This is a genomic window from Kouleothrix sp. 19917, from assembly GCF_057073505.1.
In genome coordinates this window covers 1272000-1295484 of the sequence record NZ_CP097099.1, presented here as the reverse complement: position 1 = coordinate 1295484, position 23485 = coordinate 1272000, and the positions used below count along the sequence as shown (strand labels likewise).

16 protein-coding genes are annotated in these 23485 nt (G+C 66.1%); 10 read left to right on the top strand and 6 right to left on the bottom strand.

Going from position 1 to position 23485, the window contains the following annotated elements; all coding sequences use genetic code 11:
* Positions 1–94: 94 nt before the first annotated feature.
* The 3 genes from leuB to M1P90_RS05055 form a co-directional block, all read right to left on the bottom strand.
* Positions 95–1195, bottom strand: a complete 1101-nt coding sequence (gene leuB / locus M1P90_RS05065; RefSeq protein WP_483701565.1) for a 3-isopropylmalate dehydrogenase — start codon at positions 1193–1195, stop codon at positions 95–97.
* A gap of 297 nt (positions 1196–1492) precedes the next feature.
* A complete protein-coding gene (locus tag M1P90_RS05060; RefSeq protein ID WP_483701564.1) occupies positions 1493–2416 on the bottom strand; it encodes a phosphotransferase in 924 nt (307 codons plus the stop codon).
* A gap of 56 nt (positions 2417–2472) precedes the next feature.
* Entirely contained in the window at positions 2473–3549 is a 1077-nt protein-coding gene (locus tag M1P90_RS05055) for a Gfo/Idh/MocA family protein (RefSeq protein ID WP_483701563.1), read from the bottom strand.
* A 362-nt stretch (positions 3550–3911) separates the two neighbouring features.
* Here M1P90_RS05055 and M1P90_RS05050 point away from each other — a divergent pair, with 362 nt between their 5' ends.
* Positions 3912–10112 (top strand): FG-GAP-like repeat-containing protein, encoded by a 6201-nt coding sequence (locus M1P90_RS05050; protein WP_483701562.1) that lies wholly within the window; start codon positions 3912–3914, stop codon positions 10110–10112.
* A gap of 193 nt (positions 10113–10305) precedes the next feature.
* On the opposite strand, the gene M1P90_RS05045 is transcribed toward M1P90_RS05050, so the two are convergent.
* The 3 genes from M1P90_RS05045 to M1P90_RS05035 are packed head-to-tail and all read right to left on the bottom strand — an operon-like array spanning position 10306 to position 13269.
* Complete coding sequence (locus M1P90_RS05045; RefSeq protein WP_483701561.1) at positions 10306–11331, bottom strand: Gfo/Idh/MocA family protein; 1026 nt, start codon at positions 11329–11331, stop codon at positions 10306–10308.
* On the bottom strand, positions 11328–12164 hold the full coding sequence (locus M1P90_RS05040; RefSeq protein WP_483701560.1) for a sugar phosphate isomerase/epimerase family protein: 837 nt from the start codon (positions 12162–12164) through the stop codon (positions 11328–11330). The genes M1P90_RS05045 and M1P90_RS05040 overlap by 4 nt, the downstream gene beginning before the upstream one ends.
* Positions 12157–13269 (bottom strand): Gfo/Idh/MocA family protein, encoded by a 1113-nt coding sequence (locus M1P90_RS05035; RefSeq protein ID WP_483701559.1) that lies wholly within the window; start codon positions 13267–13269, stop codon positions 12157–12159. Before M1P90_RS05035 ends, M1P90_RS05040 begins: the two co-directional genes overlap by 8 nt.
* Before the next feature lie 514 nt (positions 13270–13783).
* On the opposite strand from M1P90_RS05035, the gene M1P90_RS05030 reads away from it, so the two are divergent.
* The 9 genes from M1P90_RS05030 to M1P90_RS04990 all read left to right on the top strand — a co-directional run bounded on the left by M1P90_RS05030 (position 13784) and on the right by M1P90_RS04990 (position 23431).
* Positions 13784–14851 (top strand): Gfo/Idh/MocA family protein, encoded by a 1068-nt coding sequence (locus M1P90_RS05030; protein ID WP_483701558.1) that lies wholly within the window; start codon positions 13784–13786, stop codon positions 14849–14851.
* A 116-nt stretch (positions 14852–14967) separates the two neighbouring features.
* Positions 14968–16119, top strand: a complete 1152-nt coding sequence (locus M1P90_RS05025; protein WP_483701557.1) for a Gfo/Idh/MocA family protein — start codon at positions 14968–14970, stop codon at positions 16117–16119.
* 204 nt (positions 16120–16323) lie between these two features.
* A complete protein-coding gene (locus M1P90_RS05020) occupies positions 16324–17484 on the top strand; it encodes a dihydrodipicolinate synthase family protein (protein ID WP_483701556.1) in 1161 nt (386 codons plus the stop codon).
* A 267-nt stretch (positions 17485–17751) separates the two neighbouring features.
* The gene (locus tag M1P90_RS05015) at positions 17752–18573 is read left to right on the top strand and encodes a sugar phosphate isomerase/epimerase family protein (RefSeq protein WP_483701555.1); all 822 of its coding nucleotides are present in this window, start codon (positions 17752–17754) and stop codon (positions 18571–18573) included.
* 253 nt (positions 18574–18826) lie between these two features.
* Positions 18827–20152 (top strand): family 4 glycosyl hydrolase, encoded by a 1326-nt coding sequence (locus tag M1P90_RS05010; RefSeq protein WP_483701554.1) that lies wholly within the window; start codon positions 18827–18829, stop codon positions 20150–20152.
* Positions 20153–20164: 12 nt separating this feature from the next.
* Positions 20165–20671, top strand: a complete 507-nt coding sequence (locus M1P90_RS05005) for a hypothetical protein (protein WP_483701553.1) — start codon at positions 20165–20167, stop codon at positions 20669–20671.
* Complete coding sequence (gene otsB, locus M1P90_RS05000) at positions 20671–21456, top strand: trehalose-phosphatase (RefSeq protein ID WP_483701552.1); 786 nt, start codon at positions 20671–20673, stop codon at positions 21454–21456. Before M1P90_RS05005 ends, otsB begins: the two co-directional genes overlap by 1 nt.
* A 127-nt stretch (positions 21457–21583) precedes the next feature.
* Positions 21584–22492, top strand: a complete 909-nt coding sequence (locus tag M1P90_RS04995) for an NAD(P)-dependent oxidoreductase (RefSeq protein ID WP_483701551.1) — start codon at positions 21584–21586, stop codon at positions 22490–22492.
* Between the two features lie 198 nt (positions 22493–22690).
* Complete coding sequence (locus M1P90_RS04990) at positions 22691–23431, top strand: metallophosphoesterase family protein (RefSeq protein WP_483701550.1); 741 nt, start codon at positions 22691–22693, stop codon at positions 23429–23431.
* Positions 23432–23485 lie beyond the last annotated feature (54 nt).

The following is a 23485-nucleotide window of genomic DNA, read 5'->3' as shown; positions in this document are numbered from 1 at the left end:
GCTCGTGAAGGAGGGACCGTACCACCAAGACACCAAGACACAAAGACGTAAAAGATTCTTGGTGTCTTGGTGGTAAACGTTGCGAGTTTGAACCTTACGCCTTCGCCACGCGCTCGGCCACGGCGCTGCCGACCGTGCTGGTGGTGCTTGGCTGCTCGTCGGGCGTGGCGATGTCGCGCGTCACAAGGCCCGAGTCGACGGTGGCGTACACGGCTTCCTCAACGGCGCGGGCTTCTTCTTCCAGGCCAAACGAGTAGCGCAGCATGAGCGCCACGCTCAGGATCGTCGCCAGCGGGTTGGCGATGCCCTGCCCGGCGATGTCGGGCGCAGAGCCGTGGATCGGCTCGTACAGGCCCATGCGCGAGCCGTTGTTGCCCGTGGCCGCGCCCAGCGAGGCCGAGGGCAGCATGCCCATCGAGCCGGCCAGCATCGAGGCCTCGTCGGTCAAGATGTCGCCAAACATATTCTCGGTCACAATCACGTCGAACGAGGCCGGCCGGCTGATCAGGTACATGGCGCAGGCATCGACCAGAATGTGCTCAAGCTGCACGTCGGGGAATTCATCGCGCATGACGCGGGTAGTAACGCTGCGCCACAGCCGCGAGGTTTCGATCACATTGGCTTTATCGACCGAGGTGAGCTTGCCGCGCCGGCCGCGCGCCATGGTCGCCGCCGCGCGCACCACCCGCTCGATCTCGCCGGTGGTGTAGGTGCAGGTGTCGAGCGCCCATTCTTCGCCGTTTTCGGGCTTCTCGCGGCGCTTTTCGCCAAAGTAGATGCCGCCGGTCAGCTCGCGCACCACCAGCATATCGACGCCCGCCAGGCGCTCGGGGCGCAGCGGCGACGAGGCCACCAGGCGCGGGTGCAGCGTGACCGGGCGCAGGTTGGCGAACAGGCCCAGCGCCTTGCGAATGCCCAGCAAGCCCTGCTCGGGCCGCACCTTGGCTTCGGGATTGTCCCACTTCGGGCCGCCAACCGCGCCAAGCAGCACCGCGTCGGATTTATGCGCCAGGCGCAGGGTTTCTTCGGGCAGGGCAGTGCCGGTCGCGTCAATCGCGCAGCCGCCGATCATGGCTTCGTTCAGCTCAAACGTATGCCCGAAACGCTCGCCAACCGCCGCCAGCACCTTGCTGCCTTCGGCCACCACATCCGGCCCGATGCCATCGCCGGGCAGGGTCGTAATCACTGCGTGCATATCTGTTCCCTTGTTGCTTCGCTATTGCCTGCCGCTATTCTACACGATGATGGCGGGAGCGCTGTCATATAGGGGAGTGAACCGCAAAGACCGCAAAGAGCGCAAAAATTCTGGGTTGCAGGTTTGCAGGTTGCAGGTTGGCGAGTTGCAGGTTGCAGGCTTGCAGGTTGCAGGTTTGCAGGTTGCCAAGTTGCAGGTTCTGTGGTTCCGTGGCTCGGTTTTCCGATCGAATCCTTGTGTCTTCGTGTCTTCGTGGTTAAGGTGCTCTGAACCTCGGGGTTCGTTGAACGGCGTTCGCTACAGCAAAGCCTCCAGCGCGTCGCGGAGTTCGCGCAGGCTGCGTTCGTTCGCGTCGGGTGTGCGGTCGCCCATGGTGACATTGTGCGCGACACGCCACGCAAAATATTTGGTGAGCTGCGCCCAGTGCAGCGCTTCGTAGTGACGCAGGCCGGCCAGCTCGGCGGGGTCAATCGGCGCGGCAGCGGCATAGGCGCGCAGAAACGGCTCGTCCTGCACGCCGCCGCTGCCGTCGCGGCCGAACTGGTGCCGCGCAATCGCCACGTCGAACAAGAGCGGCCCCCAGCCAACCGTGCCAGTGTCGATCAGGCCCACCGCGCCAGTCGCCGGGTCGCGCAAGAACTCCATGAAGTCGCCAACCGTCACGCCATAGGTGACTGGCGTGGCCGCCTCGAAAGCGCGCACATTCGCCAGCGTCTGGTCGAGCAATGCTTGCAGGCCGGGCTGCGCCTCTACTTCGGGACAGCGCTCGCCCACAAACGCGAAAATCTGATCGGGCGTGCCTGCCAGCTCGGGCGCGGCGTGCCAGATGCGATGCACGCGCCCAAGCTGCTCGCCAACCAGCGCAGGCGCGCCGGGCGCAGCCCAGTCGAGCGGCTCGCCACGCACGAACCGGAGCAGCGCCAGCGGCTCGCTGCGCCCATGCGGGCCGGGCACCATCACACTCGTCGCGCCGTCGCGGGCGAGGAGTGGCGCGCTGCTCGGCATGCCGCCGCGCACCAGCGCCGCCGCCGCGCGCAGCCCGCCGTCGAAATCGGCCTGGCGGGTGTAGCTATACTTCGCCACCAGCCGCTCGGCGGGCGTTTCGAGCAGCCAGACATGCCCGGTGAAGCCGCCCTCCATCGGCGTAATCCGCACTGGCGCAGCCAGCTCCCAGGCTGCCAGCGCGGCGATTAGATCCGCTTCGCTCAGCGTTTCTGCCATTGCGCATACCTCTTCTTCGTGCCTTCGTGTCTTCGTGGTACAGAGAGCGGTGAACTTTAGCCTTGCCCCGCCTGCCACGCCAGCTCCTGCGCCAGCAGGCACAGCTCGGCGGCCTTGAAGGCGTGCTCCTGCGTCATGGCGTTTTCGGTGCGCTCCAGGCAATCGCGGATGAGCTGGCCGAAGAAAGGAAAGCCAACCTTGCCCGCCAGCTCCATGTGCTGCTCGCCCCGCCCATCGACAAGGTAGAGCTGGTCGCCAGCGCGGCTGCGCGCCACGTCGATATACTTGCGCAGCTCGATGTAGCCCTCGGTGCCCAGAATGACTGTGCGGCCATCGCCCCAGGTGCCCAGGCCGTCGGGCGTGAACCAGTCCACACGGAAATAGCCCGACGCGCCATTGTTCGCTTGCAGGCTGGCCTCGCCAAAGTCTTCCAGCTCAGGAAACTGCGGATGGTTGCAGTTCGCCACCGCCGCCATGCGCACGCTCGCATCGGCCGCGCCGGTGTAGAACAGAAACTGCTCGATCTGGTGGCTGCCGATATCGCACAGAATGCCGCCGTACTGCGCGCGGGCGAAAAACCACGGCGGGCGGCTGGCCGCGCTCAGGCGGTGCGGCCCTAGCCCCAGCACCTGAATCACGCGCCCAATCGCGCCCGCCCGCACCAGATCGCCAGCGTGTACCGCGCTTTCGACATGCAGGCGCTCGCTGTAGTAGACCATGTATTTGCGCCCGGTGGCGGCCACGGCCGCGCGCGCCGCCGCAAGCTGGTCGAGGCTGGTGAATGGCGCTTTGTCGGTGAAATAGTCCTTGCCGGTGGCCATCACGCGCAGACCGAGCGGGCCGCGCTCATTTGGGATGGCAGCGGCGGCCACCAGCAGCACGCCCGCGTCGCCCAGAATTTCGTCGGCGCTGCGGGCGGCGCGCGCCTGCGGAAAACGCGCCTGAAAGGCCGTGACTTTGGCTGGGTCGGGGTCGTACACCCAGCGCAGCTCTGCGCCGGCGTCGATCAGCGCCTGGCACATGCCGTAGATATGCCCGTGGTCGAGGTGCATGGCCGCGAAGGCAAACTCGCCCGGGCCAACCACCGGCGCGGGCCGGCCCTGTGGCGCATAGTTCATGCCACTTGTGCTCATCAGAATCTCCTCTATGGCGCGACTCGGTGCCGCGCCGCTCGATCGCTCCTATTGCTGCGATGTGCGTGTATTTGCCTGCGGCAGCAAGGTACTTCTTTATTTTTGTGTGTCAATTTTGGCGCGGAGCGCCAAAATTGACACACCTTCATCGTTGCGAAAACTGTGTGCAAGAGAAAGAACGATTCCTGCGCCGCGCAGCAATTGTTGCAGAACAGCACACTTCCGCAATGGCTTCGCTCATGTGCTGTCATCCCCGTGTCATCTTCGCCAATTGGTTCGTGGCGCGCAAACAAGTATCATTACTCGGAAGAGGTTAAAAGAAGGTAAAAGCGTCCAACCATTATATTCAAGGAACCGTTGCAATGAAGTCGACCCTGTTGCGTCTCAGCCTGCTCATTGCGTTTTTGCTCACTGCAGTGCTGCAGCCGGCCATGCCCGCGGCTGCCGCGCCCGCCAGCCCAGCGCCCGCCCCTGCGCCGGTGGCGTCCAGCACGCCAGCCCGCACCAGCGCTGCGCCGCTCGCCGCTGGCGGCAACCCCAGCCTTTCGCTCGTCCAGAGCGTCAGCAAGGAACCGCTGCTTGGCGGCAGCATCAGCTACACGATTGCGATCACCAACACCGGCGCAACGCCCGTGATCGATCGCGGCTACAACCTGACCATCAGCGACACGCTGCCGGTTGGCCTGAGCTACACCAGCGCCACGCCAACCCCAACACTGGTTTCGCCCCAGGCCAATGGCTCAACGCTTGTCGTGTGGGACAACGTTGTCGATCTGGAGGCGAAGGAAGGATTCAGCATCTCGCTGCAGGCCGCGCTCGCTTCGACCCTGACGGTCGCGTCATCGTTCACGAATAGCGTCAACGCGCGCGTGAACAGCATGCCCGACAACAGCGGCAGCTGGGTTTCGGTGACCAAGCAGCTCGCCGGGCGACCGCAAGCGATTGACATCAACGTCGTTGCGCTGCAGTCGAGCGCGATTGAGCAGGCCACCGGCGCGGGCGAAATGACAAACGCGCCCGGCGCGCGCACGGGTGCCGACTGGCCCTACCAGTACCGCATCACCGTCGCCAACAACAACGTCGGCTCCAGCACCAACACCGTCGCCAGCGTCACGCTCCCGCCGGGCGTGGCCTACCTCGGCGGCGTCACAATCGCGCCAAACCCCAATTCCAGCAGCACCGCGCCGAGCCTGAACCTGCTGGCCGACGGCTCGCTGACGCTGAGCTGGAGCCTGGGCACGCTCACCAAGGCGCGCTACACCGACCCGGTCGTCATCACCTTCAGCGCGGCGATTCCCTACCGCGCGCGCAGCGCCGCCGACACACAGGCCGAACGAGGCCCGTTCGCCGGCCCGATGCACGGCGCAATCATTCCCGAAGACACGCGCCTGCCGGTGAGCTACGAGGCCAGCGCGATCTACGGCGGCCTGTCGACCAGCGACGGCACGATTTCCACCCCGGCCGACGACACGCCGCCCACCGTCACCGCCGCCTACGCAACTGTCCACAAGGCCGGCACGCCCGGCACCGTTGGCATTGGCACAACGGTGGCGTGGACGCTCGACTGGTCGATTTCCGAATATTACACCACAACCGACATTCTGCTGACAGATGTGCTGCCCGATGGCATGACCTATATCACAAACAGTGCCAGCCTCGCGCCCGCGCAGGTGTTGCAGAACACGCCCAGCACCGGCAAAACCACAATCGTCTGGGAGCTGGCCCCGGCGCGCACCGCCGCCGGTCAGCATGGCGCGCTCACCTTCACCGCACTGGTCGACCCGACCTACAGCGGCGCGCCCTACGCCGGCCAGCCGGTAGTTTCCGGCGACAAGTTCACCAACAGCGTCACGCTCAGCGGCGACTGGCACGACGTTGCCACGCCCGCGCGCGACGGCACGCTCACGCCCACGCGCACCTCGGCCAGCGTCAGCACGCGCATGCCCACCTTCAGCAAAGAAGTGTGGAACCCAACCAGCAGCACCTGGACGCACGCCGCAGCCGGCTTCACCGGCGACACCATGCGCTTCCGCCTGAGCTACGCCAGTGCCGCCGATGTCGATGCCAAGGCGATTGTGATCCGCGACTTCCTGCCGCGCGGCATGACCTATGTGAACGCGAGCGCCAGCCACACCAGCACTGGCACGTTCAGCGATGGGACGGGCTGCGACAGCGCGCCAACATCGCCCACGGTTGGCACGCTTGGCGGCCTGCAATACCTCGAATGGCGGCTATGCAACAGCGCGCGCGGCAGCAGCTGGCAGGCCACCATCGACGCCCAGATTGGCGACATCCCGAATGTTCAGCCCGGCTGGATCGTGGCGAACTTCGGCAAGCTGACCGGCCAGAACACGCCCGGCACAGTATACAGCCTGCGCGACATTGCCAACACCAGCTACAACGCGCCGAATCTGGTGCTGACCAAGAGCGCCAGCCCAAGCAGCGGGCTGGTTGGCGGGCAAAGCACCACCTTCACCATTAGCATCAAGAACACTGGGCCGGCCGCCGCCTATAACCTCGCCCTGCGCGACATCCTGCCCGCGAACCTGATCGTCGCGAATAGCGGCGGCAGCGCCAGCCCAAGCGCCAGCAGCTACATCACCACCAGCGGCAACCCGGCTGGCGGCGCGGGTGGCGTGCTGCAGTGGAGCAGTGTCGCCAGCCTTGCGCCCGGCGCGACCCACACTTTCACCTACCAGGCCACCATCCCGAATGGCCTGCCAGCCGGCGCGTCGATGACGAACGTGGCCAGCGTGGCCTACAACAGCCGCGCCGACAACACCGGCCACCAGTGGAACACCAGCAGCAACACCGCCGACAGCAACACCAAATCGGCCACGGTGTACGTGCGCGGCCTGACCGTCACCAAAACCGCCACGCCCGCGATTGCGACGATTGGCGAAACGGTGCACTGGACGCTCACCGGCAGCGTGCCGACCGGCGTGATCGGCTACTGGCCGGTGGTGCAGGAAAACAGCCTGCCCGACGGTTTTGCCTACATCGCCGGTAGTACGGTCGTGACGGGCGCGACGCTCGACGGTGTGCCGCACCACGCGCAAAACCCGCTTGGCGATGGCGCGCGCGAGCTGCGCTGGTTCCTCGAAACGATTGACAACACCAATGGCGCCAGCGCGGCGACCTTCACTATCGAGTTCGATACCGTCATCACTGGCTTCAAGCCCGGCCAGCCCGCGACGATTTTCTACCCGAACAACTGCTGCCTCGCCACCGCAACGAACAGCGTGTATGTCGGCTGGTACGACAGCAGCGCGGGCTACAACAGCCAGGGCTTTGCCTACGACGGGCTGCTGACGAACCGAACCACGCGGCGTAGCCCGGCCGGCACCTTTAGCGAAACCATCCGCCAGCCGAGCGTGGGCGTGTCGACCAGCGTGGATCACGACCTGATCGGCGCGGGCGACACCGTGCTGCTGACTCTGCGCGCCAGCAACATGGGCAACAGCGCCGCGTTCGACCTGGTGCTGACCGACACGCTGCCGCTCGGCCTGACGCTGGTGCGCACCGAGGGCATGGCGATAAGCTACCCGGCCGGCTTCCCGAATGTGACGACCAGCATGCAGGACACCAGCACGCCCGGCACGGCCAACCTCGGCTACACGCTCGACACCCTGCATGTTGGCGCGACCTGGATCGTCACCGCAACCGCGACCGTCGACCCGGCAATCGCCGCCGGCCTGAACCTTTCCAACCAGGCCGCAGTGACCTACTCATCACGCGCGGGCACGCCGCCCGACAGCAACGGCGACGGCCAGAGCGACGAGCGCAGCTACCGCGGCCCGCTGGTGACGCTGGGCCTGGCCACGCCAGCGGCAGCAGTGCAGAAAAGTGCGCTTGTCAGCGGCGACGAACTGACCGTTGGCACGCCAATTGTCTACACGCTCACGCTGCCGCCCGCGCCAATCAACGCGACCGTCTACAGCGCGGCGATTACCGACACGCTCGACAGCCGCCTGCAGATCACCAGTGTATCTGGCGCGGTGGCGAGCGGCAACCGCGTGACGGCGAGCTACGCCAGCATCCCGCCCGGCGAGCAGCGCACGATTGTGATCTCGGCGCGCGTGCCGAATAGCAGCACCGCCAGGGATGGCGCGCTGCTGAATAACACCGCCAGCTTCAGCTATGCGGGCCATGCCGCCGCGCCCAGCAACACCGTGGCGAACACCTTTGTTGCGCCGGCCCTGGCTGTCGAGATGTTTGCCAGCGCGCCCAGCGTCTCGGCGGGCGACAAACTGACCTACACCGCGACGATCTCGAACGCGGGCGGCGGCCTCGCCAGCGACCTTGCGCTTGGCCTGACCCTGCCGGCGAACATTCACTACACGCCCGGCAGCGCCACGCTGAACGGCCAGCCACTGCCCGACCCGAGCGGCGGCGCGTGGAGCCTGCCCAACCTGAGCGGGCACAGCGCGGCGGTCTTTCGCTTCGAGGCGCAAGTCACGCAAGCCACGGCTGGCACGGCCTACGTTGCCACCGCCAGCGCGCACGGCACCGACAGCCAGGGCGCGGCGATTGTGGCAAACAACCAGGCCCGCGTCGCCACCGACACTGACCCCGACGACAGCGACGGCGCGCGCGTGTATGGCCCGCTGCAATGGCAAACCCACACGGCCTCAGTTGCGTTTGAAGACCTCAAGAAAACCGGCTGGACCGACTGGGACTACAACGACTTCATTGTCTGGATCAACATTCAGGAAGGGCTGACGCCGGCCGGTGAGGTTGCCGCGCTGAAGATCAACTACGTCTCGCGCGCGCGCGGTGCCGGCTTCGACCACGCCTTCCACCACGCGCTGCCGACCCTGGGCACGGCGCATGCCGACCTGACGGTACGCGACGGCGCGGGGCAGATCCTTTCGCACACCAGCAGCGTCGTGGGCGACGAGCCGTCGTTCCTGATTTTCGGGCGAACCAAAGAATCACTGCCGCCCAACGGCCTCTTGCAAACTAACACGCGCCCGATTCAAACGACCTACCTGAAGGGCTACACCGCCGCGCTCACGCTGGTGCTGGACGACCCTTCTTCGAACCTGGAAGAAGACCTGCCGCCCACGCCGTGGGACCCGTTCATTGGCGTGTACGACACCGGGCAGGACGTGCATCTGGTGATGCCAGGCCACCTCGACAACACCCAGAAGGTCAACACCGCCTTCGACCCGAACACGCCGCTGAAGGGCTACGACCTGCCGCTGGCGCAGATTTTCGACCCGAACTGGCGCTGGCCGATTGAGTATGCCGGCATCTGGCGCTCGTACCCGCAATATGTCAATTATGTCGGCAGCGGCGGCACGCGCTCCACCGACTGGGCCGCCGACGCGAATGCCGTGCCGAGCTGGGTGTGGGGCTATGCGCCCGCGACACAGAGCATCCAGCAGGCCAAACCCAGCGCTGATGCGCCCGAGTCACGCTACTTCGGCGGCCCAGCCGTAGGCGATGTCAATGGCGACGGCCAGCAGGAGATCGCGCTGGGCAACTTGCTGGCGAATCGTGTAGAGCTGTACGACGCCCTGCGCCGGCCCATGCCCGGCTGGCCGCAGGCCACGGGCGGTGGCGTGAAAGCCAGCCCGGTGCTGGCCGACCTGAACAAAGACGGCAAGCCCGAGATCCTGGCCGGCGCAGAAGACGGCAAAGTCTACGCCTGGTTTGCAAACGGCACGCCTGTGCCCGGCTGGCCGGTGCGCGTCAGCAGTGCGCGTATTCTCGCCACGCCCGCCGTCGCCGACATCGACAGGGATGGCTCGGTCGAGGTGGTGGTGCCCGCCGCCGACGGCAAGCTTTACGCCTTCAGCGCAAGCGGCGCGCCCAAGGCCGGCTGGCCGGTCAGCATCGGCAACCAGCTCGATCTCAACGGCAGCCAGGTCATCAACAGCTCGCCGCGCATTGCCGACCTGGATGGCAGCGGTAATGTGAAGATCGTGGTTGGCTCGACCGACCACCGGGTCTACGCCTTCAACGGCAACGGCTCGCTGGCCTGGTCGTACCTGACCGGCGACATGATCCTGGGTGCGCCGGCAATCGCCGACTTCGACGCAACGCACGCGGGCAAGGAAGTGGCGGTTGCCTCCGGCGACAGCTATGTCTACCTGCTCGACAAGGACGGCGCGCGCATTCGCCGCAAGCGCACCGGCTGGACCATCCGCTCGACGCCGCTGGCCGCCGACCTGGATGGCGATGGCAAGCCCGAGCTGCTGGTTGGCGGCGACGACGGCAAGCTCTACGCCTGGCACGGCGACGGCACCACCGTGGCCGGCTGGCCGCAAACAACCCCTGCGCCGATCTTCGGCGGGCCAGCCGTAGGCGATCTCGACGGTGACGGCAAGCCGGAAGTGTTTGCCGGCTCGGACGACGCGCATGTGTATGCGTGGCACGCCAACGGCACGCCCGTGAACAACTGGCCGCGCATCACCAGCCTGGCCGTGAAGGGCCGGCCCGTCGTGGCGCAGATGCAAGCGGGGGCCGCGCCGCAGGTGGTGGTTGCCGACTTTGGCGGGCAGCTCTACGCGTTCGACAAGCTCCAGCGCGTGTATGTGCCGCTTACCCGGCGCTAATGCGCCTTCGGCGCAGGGGTTAGGGGTTGGGGTATAGGGGATAGGCGCCGCACTAGCGCCCACTCATCGACAGATGAGTGGGCGCTAGTGTTTCGAGCAGATAGAGCGCGACCTTCGATACGGCCTGCGGCCTACTCAGGATGCGCGCACTCGCCTGTTTTCTCGCTCAGTGTTCTCAGTGCTCGCTGTGGCTCTATCGCGGCAAGCCCGCCGCCGCATAGATCGCCAGCACCGCCGCCAGGCTGCGCCGACCTTCCGCGCCATCCACCAGCGGCGGGCGGCCTTCGCGCACCGCCCCGATTATGTCGCGCAGCAGAGCCGTGTGCCCGCTCGGCGCAATGCCACGCGGGTCGCCCGCCGCGCCGGCATCGCTCGGTGGCGCGGCTACGTCGCACGGCGGCGGCACGCCATCAGCCGATTGCCAGCGCACGAGTCGCTCGCCCTCGATCTCCAGGCCGCCGCGCGTGCCATAGACCGCGACGCGATGCGGAAAACCCGGCTCGATGGTGGTCGAGGCCGCGACGGTCGCGAATGCGCCACTAGCGAAGCGCAAGGTCGCCGCCAGCGTGTCTTCGACCTCGACGGCGCGCTGGAGTGTGCCCGCAACAGCCTGCACCGCCACCGGGTCGCCCATCAGCCACAGGAGCACGTCGAGCAGGTGGATGCCCTGGTTCATCAGCACGCCACCGCCGTCGAGCGCCCAGGTGCCGCGCCATTCGGCCTGATCGTAGTAGCGCTGCGCGCGAAAGTAAGGAATCGTCACGGTGCCAAGCGTGAGAGCGCCCAAAGCGCCGGCCGCAACTGCCGCGTGAATTGCCTGAAAGTGCGGTTCGGCCCGGCGCTGGAGCGCCACGCCCAGGCGCACACTGGCCGCCTGCGCAGCGGCGATCATGGCGTCGGCGTCGGCCAGGGTGAGCGCCATGGGTTTTTCGACGAGGATGTGCTTGCCAGCCTGCGCGGCGGCGATGGCCTGGTCGGCGTGCTGCCCGCTGGGCGTGCAGATGCACACAATATCGACATCGGGGTGCGCAAGCAGCGCCGCCGGGCTGAGCCAGGGCGCGCCAAACTGCTCGGCAATCGCCGGGGCACGCGCCGGGTCGGGGTGGGCGACGCCCACCAGATGCGCGCCCATGTCGGCGCAGGCGGCCGCGGCCTGCGCGTGGTAGCGCGCAACCATGCCCGCGCCCAGAATGCCGATGCCAATGCGCCCGCCGCTCATTGCGCCGCCATCCACTCGCGCAGGCGCGCGGCGTGCTGTGGCAGGGCGATCTCGGGTTCGGCCAGCTCGGGGTGCCAGTGCTTTTCCCACTCGACGCTCAGAATGCCACGGTAGCCGCCCGCACGCAGCAGTTGGAGGATTTCTGGCACCGGCACCGCGCCCTCGCCCAGCAGGGTCAGCGCCCAGTCCTCGGGTTTGGCGGCGGCCGGGTCGGGCTTGCCGTCCTTGATGTGAACATGCAGCAGGCGCGGGCCGAGCGCTTCCCAGCTCGTCGCGACCGGCTCGCCAAAGCGCAGCGGGTGCAGAATATCCCAGATCGCGCCGAGACTCGGGCTGGGCAGCAGCGCCAGCACACGCGCCACCATCTCGCCGCGCGAAAAGCTGTCGTGGGTTTCGAGCGCGACCTGCACGCCCAGACGCTCGGCTTCGGGCAGCACGTCGGCCAGCCCATCGGCCACCCACGCGGCGGCAGTGTCGTCGGGCGTGCCGGCCGGCGCGGTGCCGCCAAAGGTGCGTACCATGGGCGCGCCGACGTCGTGCGCAAGCTGCAGGTAGCGCCGCAGCTCGGCGGCATGCGCGGCGCGCTCACCCGCGTCGGGCATGGCGAAGCGCGTGGACGCGCCAATCCCGATGATGCGGAGGCCGTGCTGGCGGGCCACGTCGCGCAGGCGCGCGCGCCCGTCGGCGGGCAGGTCGGCGGGAATGATCGCGCCGTCGAGCAGGCGAATTTCGAGCGCGCTGTAGCCGTGCGCAACGGCAAACTCGGCCGCCTGCTCAAACGACCAGCGCGGGCAGGCCAGCGTGCTAAACGCGAGCGGGTATGTCTCAGGCATTGGTGCTTCCTCCTGCTTGGGCGCGAAGATCAGTGAGCAGCGCGCCATACTCGGCCCGGTCGATTGGCAGGTCGATGGCGCGGCCGGCGTAGCTGGAAAGCGTGATCGCATTCGCCAGCTCCAGCGAGTCGCGGGCCGAGCGCGCATTGCACAGCGGCTCGCGACCCTCGCGCAGCGCGTCGATCAGGTCGCGGTATACAGCTCCGTGGCCGGCCAAATCTGCGGGCATCGGCGGCAGCTCGGCGACATGGCTGGCTGGTGCGCTAAACATCTCATTCGACACCCGCATATGTTCATGCTGCGGCGGCTCAAAGCGCGTGACCTGCAACTGGCCGCCGCTCAGGCGCAGGCTGGCGCGCTCGCCAATGATTTCCAGGTACTGCGGGCCAACTTCGGCGGTGCCAGCGAAGAAATAGCCGGGCGCGCGGTTGGCGAACTCCAGCAGGGCGTGCGCGGTGTCCTCAGTTTCGATGGTGTGGTGCAGCGTGCGCGTGACGCCCCAGACGCGCGCGGGCGTGCCGGCCAGGTAGCACAGCAGATCGAGCGTGTGCGGGGCCTGGTTGAGCAGCACGCCGCCACCTTCGCCGCGCCAGGTGCCGCGCCAGCCAGCGGTGCGGTAGTAGTAGGCGGTGCGAAACCAGGGCTCGACGCACAGCACGCGCACCAGCGTGCCCAGCTCGCCGGCATCGATCAGGGCGCGGGCCTGCCGCACCTCGGGCCGGAAGCGCTGCTGGAAACTGACCGCGAGCGTGCGGCCGGCGCGCTCGGCCGCGTCGATCATGGCATCGGCCTCGGCCACCTCCACGGCAATCGGCTTTTCGACCAGCACGTGCGCGCCGGCCGCAAAACAATCAAGCGCAATCGCGGCGTGGCTGGGGTGCGGCGTGCAGACCACTGCGAGATCGGGCTTGGTTTCCGCCAGCATGGCGTGGTAGTCGGCAAATAATGGCACGCCAGCGGCGGCGGCGCGCGGCGCGGCGCGCTCGGCGCTCAGGTCGCTCAGGGCGACGAGTTGCGCGTCGGGGGTTTCGGCCAGCGCCTGCAGATGCGTCGCGGCAATCACGGCGCCGCCGCCAATCAGGGCGACGCGCAGCGGTTCGGGCATGGCTGTGTTCCTTGTCGTGGCGGTTCCGTGCGGGCTAGTGTAGCACGGTTTGTGGGCCGAGTTTTGAGTGCTGAGTGTTGAATGTTGAGTTGGCAGGTTGAAAGTTTACAGGTTTCAGGTTCGCCTGTTTCAGGTTTCGTGTTCAATCCCAAAACTCCAGATCATAAAGCCTCGGACGGCACTCATACGTTCAGGTCTTCGTGCCTTCGTGCCTTCGTGGTTCCGTGACTCAGTGGGGAATAACTGGTAATCGGTCGCGCCCTTCGATACGCGGCTACGCCGCTACTCAGGACGCTATCTTTTTCACACAAACCTCCGTGCCCCTGTGCCTCAGTGGTGAACTTTTTTTAGCCGCCCAATCTCTGCGCTCTTTGCGCCCTTTGCGGTTAAAAATTATCTGGCCGGCGCTCGACGCAACCTGCCAACCTGCAACTTTCACACCTGAAAACGTGCAACTGCCCGCCCGTCTTGTGGTATCGTAGCGCATCCATTCGAGAAGAGGCGAGGGAGCAGCATGGAACCACGAATCCGCGTCGCCGTTGTGGGCGGCGGCATTGGGCGGCAGCACGTCGAGGCATACCGCGCGCTAAACGACCATTTCGACCTGCGGGCAATCTGCGATCTCGACGCGGCGCGCGCGCAGGAAATTGCGCACACCTTCGAAATCCCGCGCGCATTCACCAGCCTCGATCAGCTATGCGCGCAGCCCGACATCGACGTGATCGACATCTGCACGCCGCCGTTTCTGCATTTCGCGCAGATCGAACAGGTACTCGCTGCCGGCAAACATGCGATCTGCGAGAAGCCGCTGGTCGGCTCGCTGCGTGAGGTCGACGCGCTGGCCGCAGCCGAGGCGCGCTCGGGCAAACGCATCATGCCGATCTTTCAGTATCGCTTCGGGCATGGCTTGCAGAAGCTGAAATACCTGAACGAGCGCGGGCTGGCCGGTACGCCCTACCTCGCCACGGTCGAGGTGGCGTGGCGGCGGCGCGCGGCCTACTATGGGGTGCCCTGGCGCGGCAAATGGCAGACCGAGCTGGGCGGCGCGGTGATCAGCCACGCAATTCACGCGCTCGATATGCTGACCTACGTGCTTGGCCCGGCGAAAACCGTGTTTGCCCGCACCAGCACACGTGTCAACCCGATCGAGGTGGAAGACTGCGCGGCGATCACGCTGGAGCTGGCGAGCGGCGCGCTGGCGACGGTGGGCATCACGCTTGGCTCGGCGGCCGAGATCACGCGCCACCGCTTTTCCTTCAGCCAGCTTGTGGCCGAAAGCAACACCGCGCCCTACACGAACAGCCACGAGCCGTGGACCTTCACGCCCGACACGCCCGAGCTGGCCGCGCCGCTGGCCGACGCACTGGCGCAGTTCATGCCACAGCCCGAGCGCTTTGAAGGCCAGCTCATTCGTTTCTATGAGGCATTACGGAGCGACAGCGCGCTGCCGGTCACTCTGGCCGATGCGCGCATTTCTATCGAGCTGATCACGGCGATCTACGCCTCGGCGGCCAGCAACGCGCCGGTGGCACTGCCGCTCGCGCCCGACCACCCGGCCTATGGCGGCGCGCCAAACGGTTGAGCCACAGAGCGCGCAGAGGCCACTGAGGATGATAATCAAAACTCCGTGTCCTCGGTGTTCTCTGTGGCCCGTTCCTTATAGCCCGCCGCGCATTCACATATGAAAGGAAACTCGCAATGGCAGATCAACGCATTGGCATCATCATGAACGGCGTGACCGGGCGCATGGGAACCAATCAGCACCTGATCCGCTCGATTGTGGCGATTCGCGACGCGGGTGGCGTGGCGCTGCCCAACGGCGACCGCCTCATCCCTGACCCGCTACTGCTCGGCCGCAACCAGCGCAAGCTCGAACAGCTCGCCCGCGCCCATGGCGTCGAACGCTGGAGCACCGATCTGGCGGCCTGCCTGCGCAACTCCGACGACACAATCTACTTCGACGCGCAAACCACTGGCCGCCGCGCCGAGGCCGTGCGCGCCGCCGTGGCCGCCGGCAAGCATATTTATTGTGAAAAGCCGATTGCCAGCGATGTTGGCACCGCGCTGGAGCTGGCGCGGCTGGCGCGCGACGCTGGCGTGAAAAACGGCGTGGTGCAGGACAAGCTGTTTCTGCCGGGCCTGCGCAAGCTCAAGCGCCTGATCGACAGCGGCTTCTTCGGGCGCATCCTGTCGGTGCGCGGCGAGTTTGGCTACTGGGTGTTCGAAGGCGACTGGCAGGCGGCGCAGCGGCCTTCGTGGAACTACCGCAAGCAAGACGACGGCGGCATTATTGTCGATATGTTCTGCCACTGGCGCTATGTGCTCGACAACCTGTTCGGCCCGGTGCGCGCGGTTTCCTGCCTGGGCGCGACGCACATCCCCGAGCGCGTGGACGAGCAGGGCCAGCGCTACGCCGCCACCGCCGACGACGCAGCCTATGGCACCTTCCAGCTCGACGGCGGCATCATCGCGCAGATCAACTCCTCGTGGGCGGTGCGCGTGTACCGCGACGAGCTGTTTAGCCTGCAGGTCGATGGAACGCAGGGCAGCGCGGTCGCAGGTCTGCGCGAGTGCAAAACGCAGCACCGCGTCAACACGCCCAAACCCACCTGGAACCCCGACGTGCCCAACCCGTTCAATTTCTTCGCGAATTGGGAAAACGTACCCGACAACGAGGTGTTCGACAATGCCTTCAAGGTGGAGTGGGAAATGTTTCTGCGCCACGTCGCCGCCGACACGCCCTTCCCCTACGATTTGCTCGAAGGCGCGAAAGGCGTGCAGCTGGCCGAGCTGGGCCTGAAGTCGTGGGCCGAGCGGCGCTGGGTGGATGTGCCGGAATTAAGCTTGTGACAACCGACGACCGACAACCGGACGATAAACCGCAAAGAGTGCAAAGGGCGCAAAGGTTTTGGTATCGATTTGCCCTTTTGAACGTGAGAAAGTTGCAGGGTTGCGTCTGTGTGGTTCTTGGTTCTGCGGTTCTTGGTTCTGGACTCACCCGATCACCTTGTCACCTTGTCACCCTGTCATCTTGTCTCACAAAGGATTACAGCCATGACAACCCTCACCCTCCCGCGCGCCGACGGCACGCTCGCGTCCTATTCCGTTGGGCAGGGCCGCGCGTGGCATGCGCCCGCCGCGCCGTTCACGAGCCGCGTGGCCTATGCCGCCGCGCACGTCGTCGTTGATCCGCTGGCGACCACGCACCCAACGCAGGACGCCGCGATCGACTGGGAAACGACGTTGGCCTTTCGCCGCCACCTGTGGAGCCTGGGCTTTGCCGTGGCCGAGGCGATGGACACCGCGCAGCGCGGCATGGGTCTCGACTGGCGCGGGAGTCAGGAGCTAATCCGCCGCTCGCTGGCCGAGGCGCGCGCCGTGGGCGGGACAATTGCGTGCGGCGCAGGCACCGACCATCTTGCGCCCGCGCCCGACCTTGCGCTCGACGCGGTTGAGGCTGCCTATGCCGAGCAGGTTGGGTTTGTGGAAGGCGCGGGCGGGCGCGTGATCCTCATGGCAAGTCGTGCCCTGGCGGCCTGCGCGCGCGGCCCCGACGACTACATGCGCGTCTACGATACGATTCTGTCGCAGGTGCAGCAGCCGGTCATCCTGCACTGGCTGGGCGACATGTTCGACCCGCAGCTGGCTGGCTACTGGGGCAGCCGCGACATCCCGACCGCGATGGATGTGTGCCTGAAGATTATCGCCAGCCACGCCAGCAACATCGACGGCATCAAAATCTCGCTGCTCGACGCCGGCCACGAAATCGCCATGCGCCGCCGCTTGCCGCCCAACGTGAAGATGTACACCGGCGACGACTTCAACTACCCCAACCTGATCGCGGGCGACGAGCACGGCCACAGCCATGCGCTGCTCGGTATCTTCGACGCGATTGCGCCCGCCGCTGCCGCCGCGCTCCACGCGCTCGACGCGGGCGACACGGCGCAGTACGAAGCGATCTTCGCGCCAACGGTGCCGCTTTCGCGCCATATTTTCCAGAAACCGACTTTTTTCTACAAAACCGGCGTGGTCTTTCTGGCCTACCTGAACGGCCACCAGCCGCACTTCCGCATGCTCGGCGGGCAGGAAAGCGCCCGCTCGATCCGCCACCTCGGCGAGCTGTTCGCCCTGGCCGACGCGGCTGGGCTGCTGCGCGACCCCGAGCAGGCGGCAGCGCGCATGCGCCCGGTGCTGGCGCTGGCGGGGGTTAAGTGAGAGAACTGAACCGCAAAGAGCGCAAAGAACGCAGAGGCGATTAAAATTTGCAAGTACCACGAAAGCGCGGAGACACGGAGGCGACTGAGAAGAGGAGACAGGGAGACACGAGACACGGGGTTATGAAGTACAGGTGATCACCCTTTCACCTTTTCGCCCTTTCACCCTTTCACCCGCTCACACTTTGCGCCCTTCGCGCTCTTTGCGGTTTATTTATCCCTAAACCTTCGCGCCTTCGTGTCTTCGTGGTAAAAGAAAGAAAAGGCCGTGCAAGAACTTACTGATCTATCGCGCCTGAGCCTGAATACCGCCACTACCCAACGCTGGAGTCTGGCCGAGGCGGCTGAAGGCTGCGCGCGTGCCGGTATCCCGTGGATCGCGCCGTGGCGCGATAAAGTGGCGCAGGCCGGGCTGGCCGCCAGCGCGCGGCTGGTACGCGACGCCGGGTTGAAGGTGTCGAGCCTGTGCCGGGGCGGGTTTTTCCCGGCTGGGAGTGCCGCCGAGCGCCAGGCCCGCATCGACGACAACCTGCGCGCAATCGACGAGGCCGCCGCGCTTGGCACCGACCTGCTGGTGCTGGTCTGCGGCCCCGCGCCCGACAAGGATATCGCCGCGGCGCGCGGCATGGTCGCCGATGGCATTGCCGCCGCGCTGCCCTATGCGGCCCAGTGCGGCGTGCGCCTGGGCATCGAGCCGCTGCACCCGATGTACGCCGCCGACCGCTCGGTGATCGTCACGCTGGCCGAGGCCAACGCGCTCGTTGAGCGCTTTGCGTCGCCGTGGCTCGGCATCGTCGCCGACGTGTTTCATACATGGTGGGACCCCGACCTCGACGCGCAGATTGCGCGGGCGGGCAGGAATATTCTCGCCTTCCACATCAACGACTGGCTGGTGCCGCTGCCCGACCCGCTGCTTGGGCGCGGGATGATGGGCGACGGCGCAATCGACCTGCGCGGCATTCGCGCCAGGGTCGAGGCTGCTGGCTACACCGGCCCAATCGAGGCCGAAATTTTCAACCAGGCGATTTGGGATGCGCCCGGCGACGAGGTACTGGCGCGCATGTGCCAGCGCTACCGCGAGTGCGTCTAGCGGGAAGTGTTGAGTTTTGAGTGCTGAATGTTGAGTTTGCAGGTTTGCGGCGGGGCGTATCGCATACGCCGATTTGCGACGGGGCGTATTGTATACGCCAGTTTGCAGGTTTGCGACGGGGCGTATCGCATACGCCACTCGGCAGTTGTTCGTGTCTTCGTGTCTTCGTGCCTTCGTGGTTCCGTAAACCGCGCTCTTTGCGGTGAATTATTCCTTCGTCATTCGTCGCTGCAAGCATACAGGAGACCCAACCATGGCCCAAACACGCATCTGCATTGTCGGCGGGGGCAGCTACAACTGGAGCCCAATCATCCTGCGCGACCTCGCCGCCCTGCCCGACCTGTCGGGCACGATTGTGCTGCACGACATCGCGCCCGACGCGCTGGAAGACATTCAGCAGCTTGGCCGGGCAATCCTGGCGGCGACCGGCGCGCAATTCACAATTGAGGCGACGACCGATTTGGGGTCGGCATTGCGCGGCGCAGAGTTCGTGATTGTGACGATTACCACTGGCGGCCTGGAAGCAATGCGCCACGACCTCGAAATCCCGCGCCGCTACGGCATTTACCAGTCGGTTGGCGACACGGTTGGGCCGGGCGGCCTGTCGCGGGCCCTGCGCAACATCCCGCCGATGCTCGAAATCGCCCGCACAATGGAGCGCGTGTGCCCCGACGCATGGCTGCTCAACCTGACCAACCCCATGACCGCGCTGACGCGCGCGATTGCGAAAACCACCCGGCTCAAGGTCGTTGGGCTGTGCCACGAGCTGTTTGGCGTGCGCGCAACCCTGCGCGAGATGTTTGGCGCAACGAACGACGAGATCGCCGTGCGTGTGGCCGGCGTCAACCACCTGATCTGGCTGCTCGACCTGCAAATTCGCGGGCAGGACGGCCTGCAGATGATTCGCGAGTATGTCGCGGCGGGCAAGGCCGCGCCCGTCAAGGCCACCAGCGGCACCTTTCTCTCGCCCTTCCAGGATCGCTGGCAGGTCAAGCTGGCGCTGCTCGACGTGTTTGGTGCGCTGCCCGCCGCTGGCGACCGCCATGTCGCCGAGTTCTTTCCCTACTTCCTGACCGACGCAACGCACGCCGGTGCCGATTATGGCGTGCTGCTCACCGAAATTCCGCATCGCGAAGAAGTGGCCCGCGTGGCCCGCGCCAATGTGCGCGGCTGGCTGGATGGCAGCAAGCCGCTGGCAACCGCGCGCTCGGAAGAGCATGTGGCCGACATCATTGCGGCGGTGGCGAACGGGCGCAGCATTCACACCATCGTCAACCTGCCCAACGCGGGCCAGATCGACAACCTGCCACGCGGCGCGGTGGTCGAAACCATGGGCATGGTCGGCCCGACTGGCGCGCACGGCGTGAGCGTGGGCGCGCTGCCGCCCGGCGTGCTGAACACCGTCGCGCCGCATGTGCTCAACCAGGAAATGATTGTCGAGGCGGCGCTGACCGGCGAGCGCGCGCTGGCCTTGCAGGCGCTGCTGAACGACCCGCTGGTGCGCGATTTCCGCACCGCACCCCGCATGCTCGACGAGCTGCTCCAGGCGCATGCCGCGCTGCTGCCGCAGTTCGCGTGAAAGGAAGTAGCGATGAGGGACGATTGGTTTTGGGAACTGGAAGCCGCCGGCAAAGGGCCAGACTGGTGCTTCAGCGCAAGGTTTGCGCCCGCCAGCGCGGCCGCCCTTGCCGGGGCATTTTGCGCGCTTGCGCCGCAGGGTTTCGCGCTCTACGAGGCGCACGCGCAGCACTGTCCGATTCATCAGCGCCAATGCGATTATGTCATGTATATCGACAGCCAGCAGCGCGCGGCGATTGTTGCGAACATCGAAGGCGTTGCGGAGCAGAATGTGTATATTTTCCACACCATGCAGGCGTGTCAGAATGAATTCCAGATTGTGCGCGGCTATGGTGGCTACCCTGGCCAGCACGGCGCGGAAGAAATGCGGGTGATCCGCGCATTGGCGCAAGCGCCCGATCTGGCGCTGGCAAGCTGGAACATCGGCTATGGCGGCATGGGCTACCCGTTCGAGATTCTGGCGCAGGGCGCGGGCGCAACTGAGCTGCTGCGCTACCTCGACCAGCAAACGGGCGCATAGTGCAAATTCTGAACCCACAGCTCGATCTCGATGCGTTTTTTCGCACCCTGCACGCTGCCGCGCCACGCCTGCTGCTGCTCGATTACGACGGCACGCTCGCGCCCTTCCACCCCGACCGCTTCCAGGCGCGGCCCTACCCGCAGGTCGCTGAACTTTTGCAGGCAATCATCGATGGCGGGCGCACGCGGCTGGTGATCATCAGCGGGCGCGCCCTGGCCGACCTGCGGCCAATGCTCCCGCTCGACCCCATGCCCGAGCTGTGGGGCGCGCACGGCTGGGAGCGCCAGCTTCCCGACGGCACTGCCGAGCAGGCCGCGCCCGAACGTGAGGTCGGCGCGGCGCTGGAACGTGCCGCTGCGGCGGTAGCTGCGCTGGGCCTGGCGAAACGCAGCGAGCGCAAGACTGCCAGCGTGACCGTGCACTGGCGCGGCCTGCCTGCCGAAGATGTAGCCGCCATCCGGCAGGCCGCAGCCCAACGCTGGCAGCCGCTCGCCATTCCCGAAAAGCTCGCCCTGCACACCTTCGACGGCGGGCTGGAATTGCGCGCGCTGGGCCGCGACAAGGGCGTTGCCGTGCGCACCATCCTGGCCGAGCAGCCGGGCAATTTTGCCAGCGCGGCCTGCTTCGGCGACGACGCCACCGACGAAGATGCGTTTCTGGCGCTCCGAGGCCACGGCGTCAGCTTTCTGGTGCAGCCCAAGTTTCGCCCGACAGCAGCAGATGTGTGGATCGCGCCGCCCGCCGAGCTGGTTGCCGTTTTGGGTCAGTGGGTTGGGGAACGTTGACCATTCGCATTCGCATTCCAATTCACCCGCCGCACGTCCAGATTGTCCCTTGACGCACCAGCCACAGGCGTGTACCTTCCACCCGATCTACCCGATGCTGTTCGCAAGACGCCTGGAGGATGCAAGCATGACTCTTTCCGAACCAAACACGGTCGGCTTTGTCGGCATTGGCGTGATGGGCGAGCCAATGGCGCTGAACCTCGCCCGCGCCGGCACGCCGCTGGTGGTGTGGAACCGCACGCCCGAGCGCTGCGAGCCGCTTCGCGCCGCCGGCGCGCAGGTGGCAGGGAGCGTGGCCGAGGTCTTTGCACGCGCCAGCAGCGTCATTCTGATGTTGATAAACCAGGCCGCCACCGACGCCGTGCTGGGGCGCGGCACGCCTGAATTCGCCCATCTCGTCGCCGGGCGCACGGTCGTCAACATGGGCTCAGCCGCGCCCGACTACGCCCGCGCCCTGGAAAGCGAGGTTCGCGCGGCTGGCGGGCGCTATGCCGAAGCGCCGGTTTCCGGCTCGCGCAAGCCCGCCGAGGCCGCGCAGCTGGTTGCACTGCTGGCCGGCGAACCCGCGACTGTGGCGGATGTGCGCCCGCTGCTCGCGCCCATGTGCCGCGAGGTGGTTGTGTGTGGCGCAGTGGGCAATGGCCTGCTGATGAAGCTGGCGATCAACCTTTTTCTCATCACCTGCGTCGCCAGCCTGGCCGAAGCCACGCACTTCGCCGCCGAGAACGGTCTCGACCTCGCGCAGTTCGGGCTGGCGCTCAACGCCGGGCAGCTCGCCAGCGACATGAGCCGCGTGAAAATCCCCAAGCTGGTCGCCCGTGATTTCAGCGTGCAGGCTGCCATGGCCGACGCCTACGCCAGCACGAATCTGATCGCCGCCGCCGCCCGCGCCGCCAGTATCGCCTCGCCCATGCTCGACCGCGCGCGCGAGCTGTATGGCGAAACGCTCGCCCTCGGCCACCAGCGCATCGACATGTCGGGCGTGCTCCACGCGATTGAGCAGCGCACCAGCGCTGTGCGCGACGAAACCGGCTAGGCGCAGCACCCAGAGTTATAAATTCATCCACAGATGACACCGATTGCGCAGATTAACGACCTCAAATCTGTGTAATCGGCGTAATCTGTGGATCGTTCCCATCCCTATGCTGCTTTCTCTGATCTTTGTGTCTTCCTGACTTCGTGGCAAACAGATTGCTGAATCCTGAATCCTGACTTCTGACGAGTGAGGAACTCTATGGACCGCATCGCAATCATTTCCGACATCCACGGCAACCTGCCCGCCCTGCACGCCACCCTCGACGACATCGCCGCGCGTGGCATTACCCGCATCTTCTGCCTGGGCGACCTGGTCGGCAAAGGCCCGCACTCCGACCAGGCCACCGACATCTGCCGCGCGGCGTGCGAGGCGATTGTGCGCGGCAACTGGGACGATTTCATCCTCAACGAAACCGACAACCCGACCCTGCAATGGCACCAGCAGCGCCTCGGCCCGGCCCGGCTCGACTACATCGCGACCCTGCCCTACCTGCTGGAATTCGAAATGAGCGGCAAGCGCATTCGCCTGTTCCACGCCTCGCAGGAAAGCGTGTACTACCGCGTGCAGATGGACGACACGCGCGAAAAGCATATGGCCATGTTCAGCAACACGCCCTTCACCGGCGACGGCCCGCCGCCCGACGTGGTGGGCTATGGCGACATTCACAGCGCCTACGCCAAGAGCTTTCGCAACCGCACACTGTTCAACGCTGGCAGCGTCGGCAACCCGCTCGACGTCACCCAGGCGTCCTACGCGATTCTCGAAGGCACGTATGGCAGCAGCGCCGCCGCTCCGTTCGGCATCCAGCTTGTTCGCGTGCCCTACGACATCGAGCGCGCCATCAGCGACGCGGCGGCGCTCGCCATGCCCGAGCTCGATGCCTACGCCAACGAGCTGCGCACCGGGCGCTATCGCGGGCGCAAAGTGGATGTGGACTGAGCGTACATGTGACGCTTGCTGACACAGCGAACAGATATGCTAGGATGGGAGGCA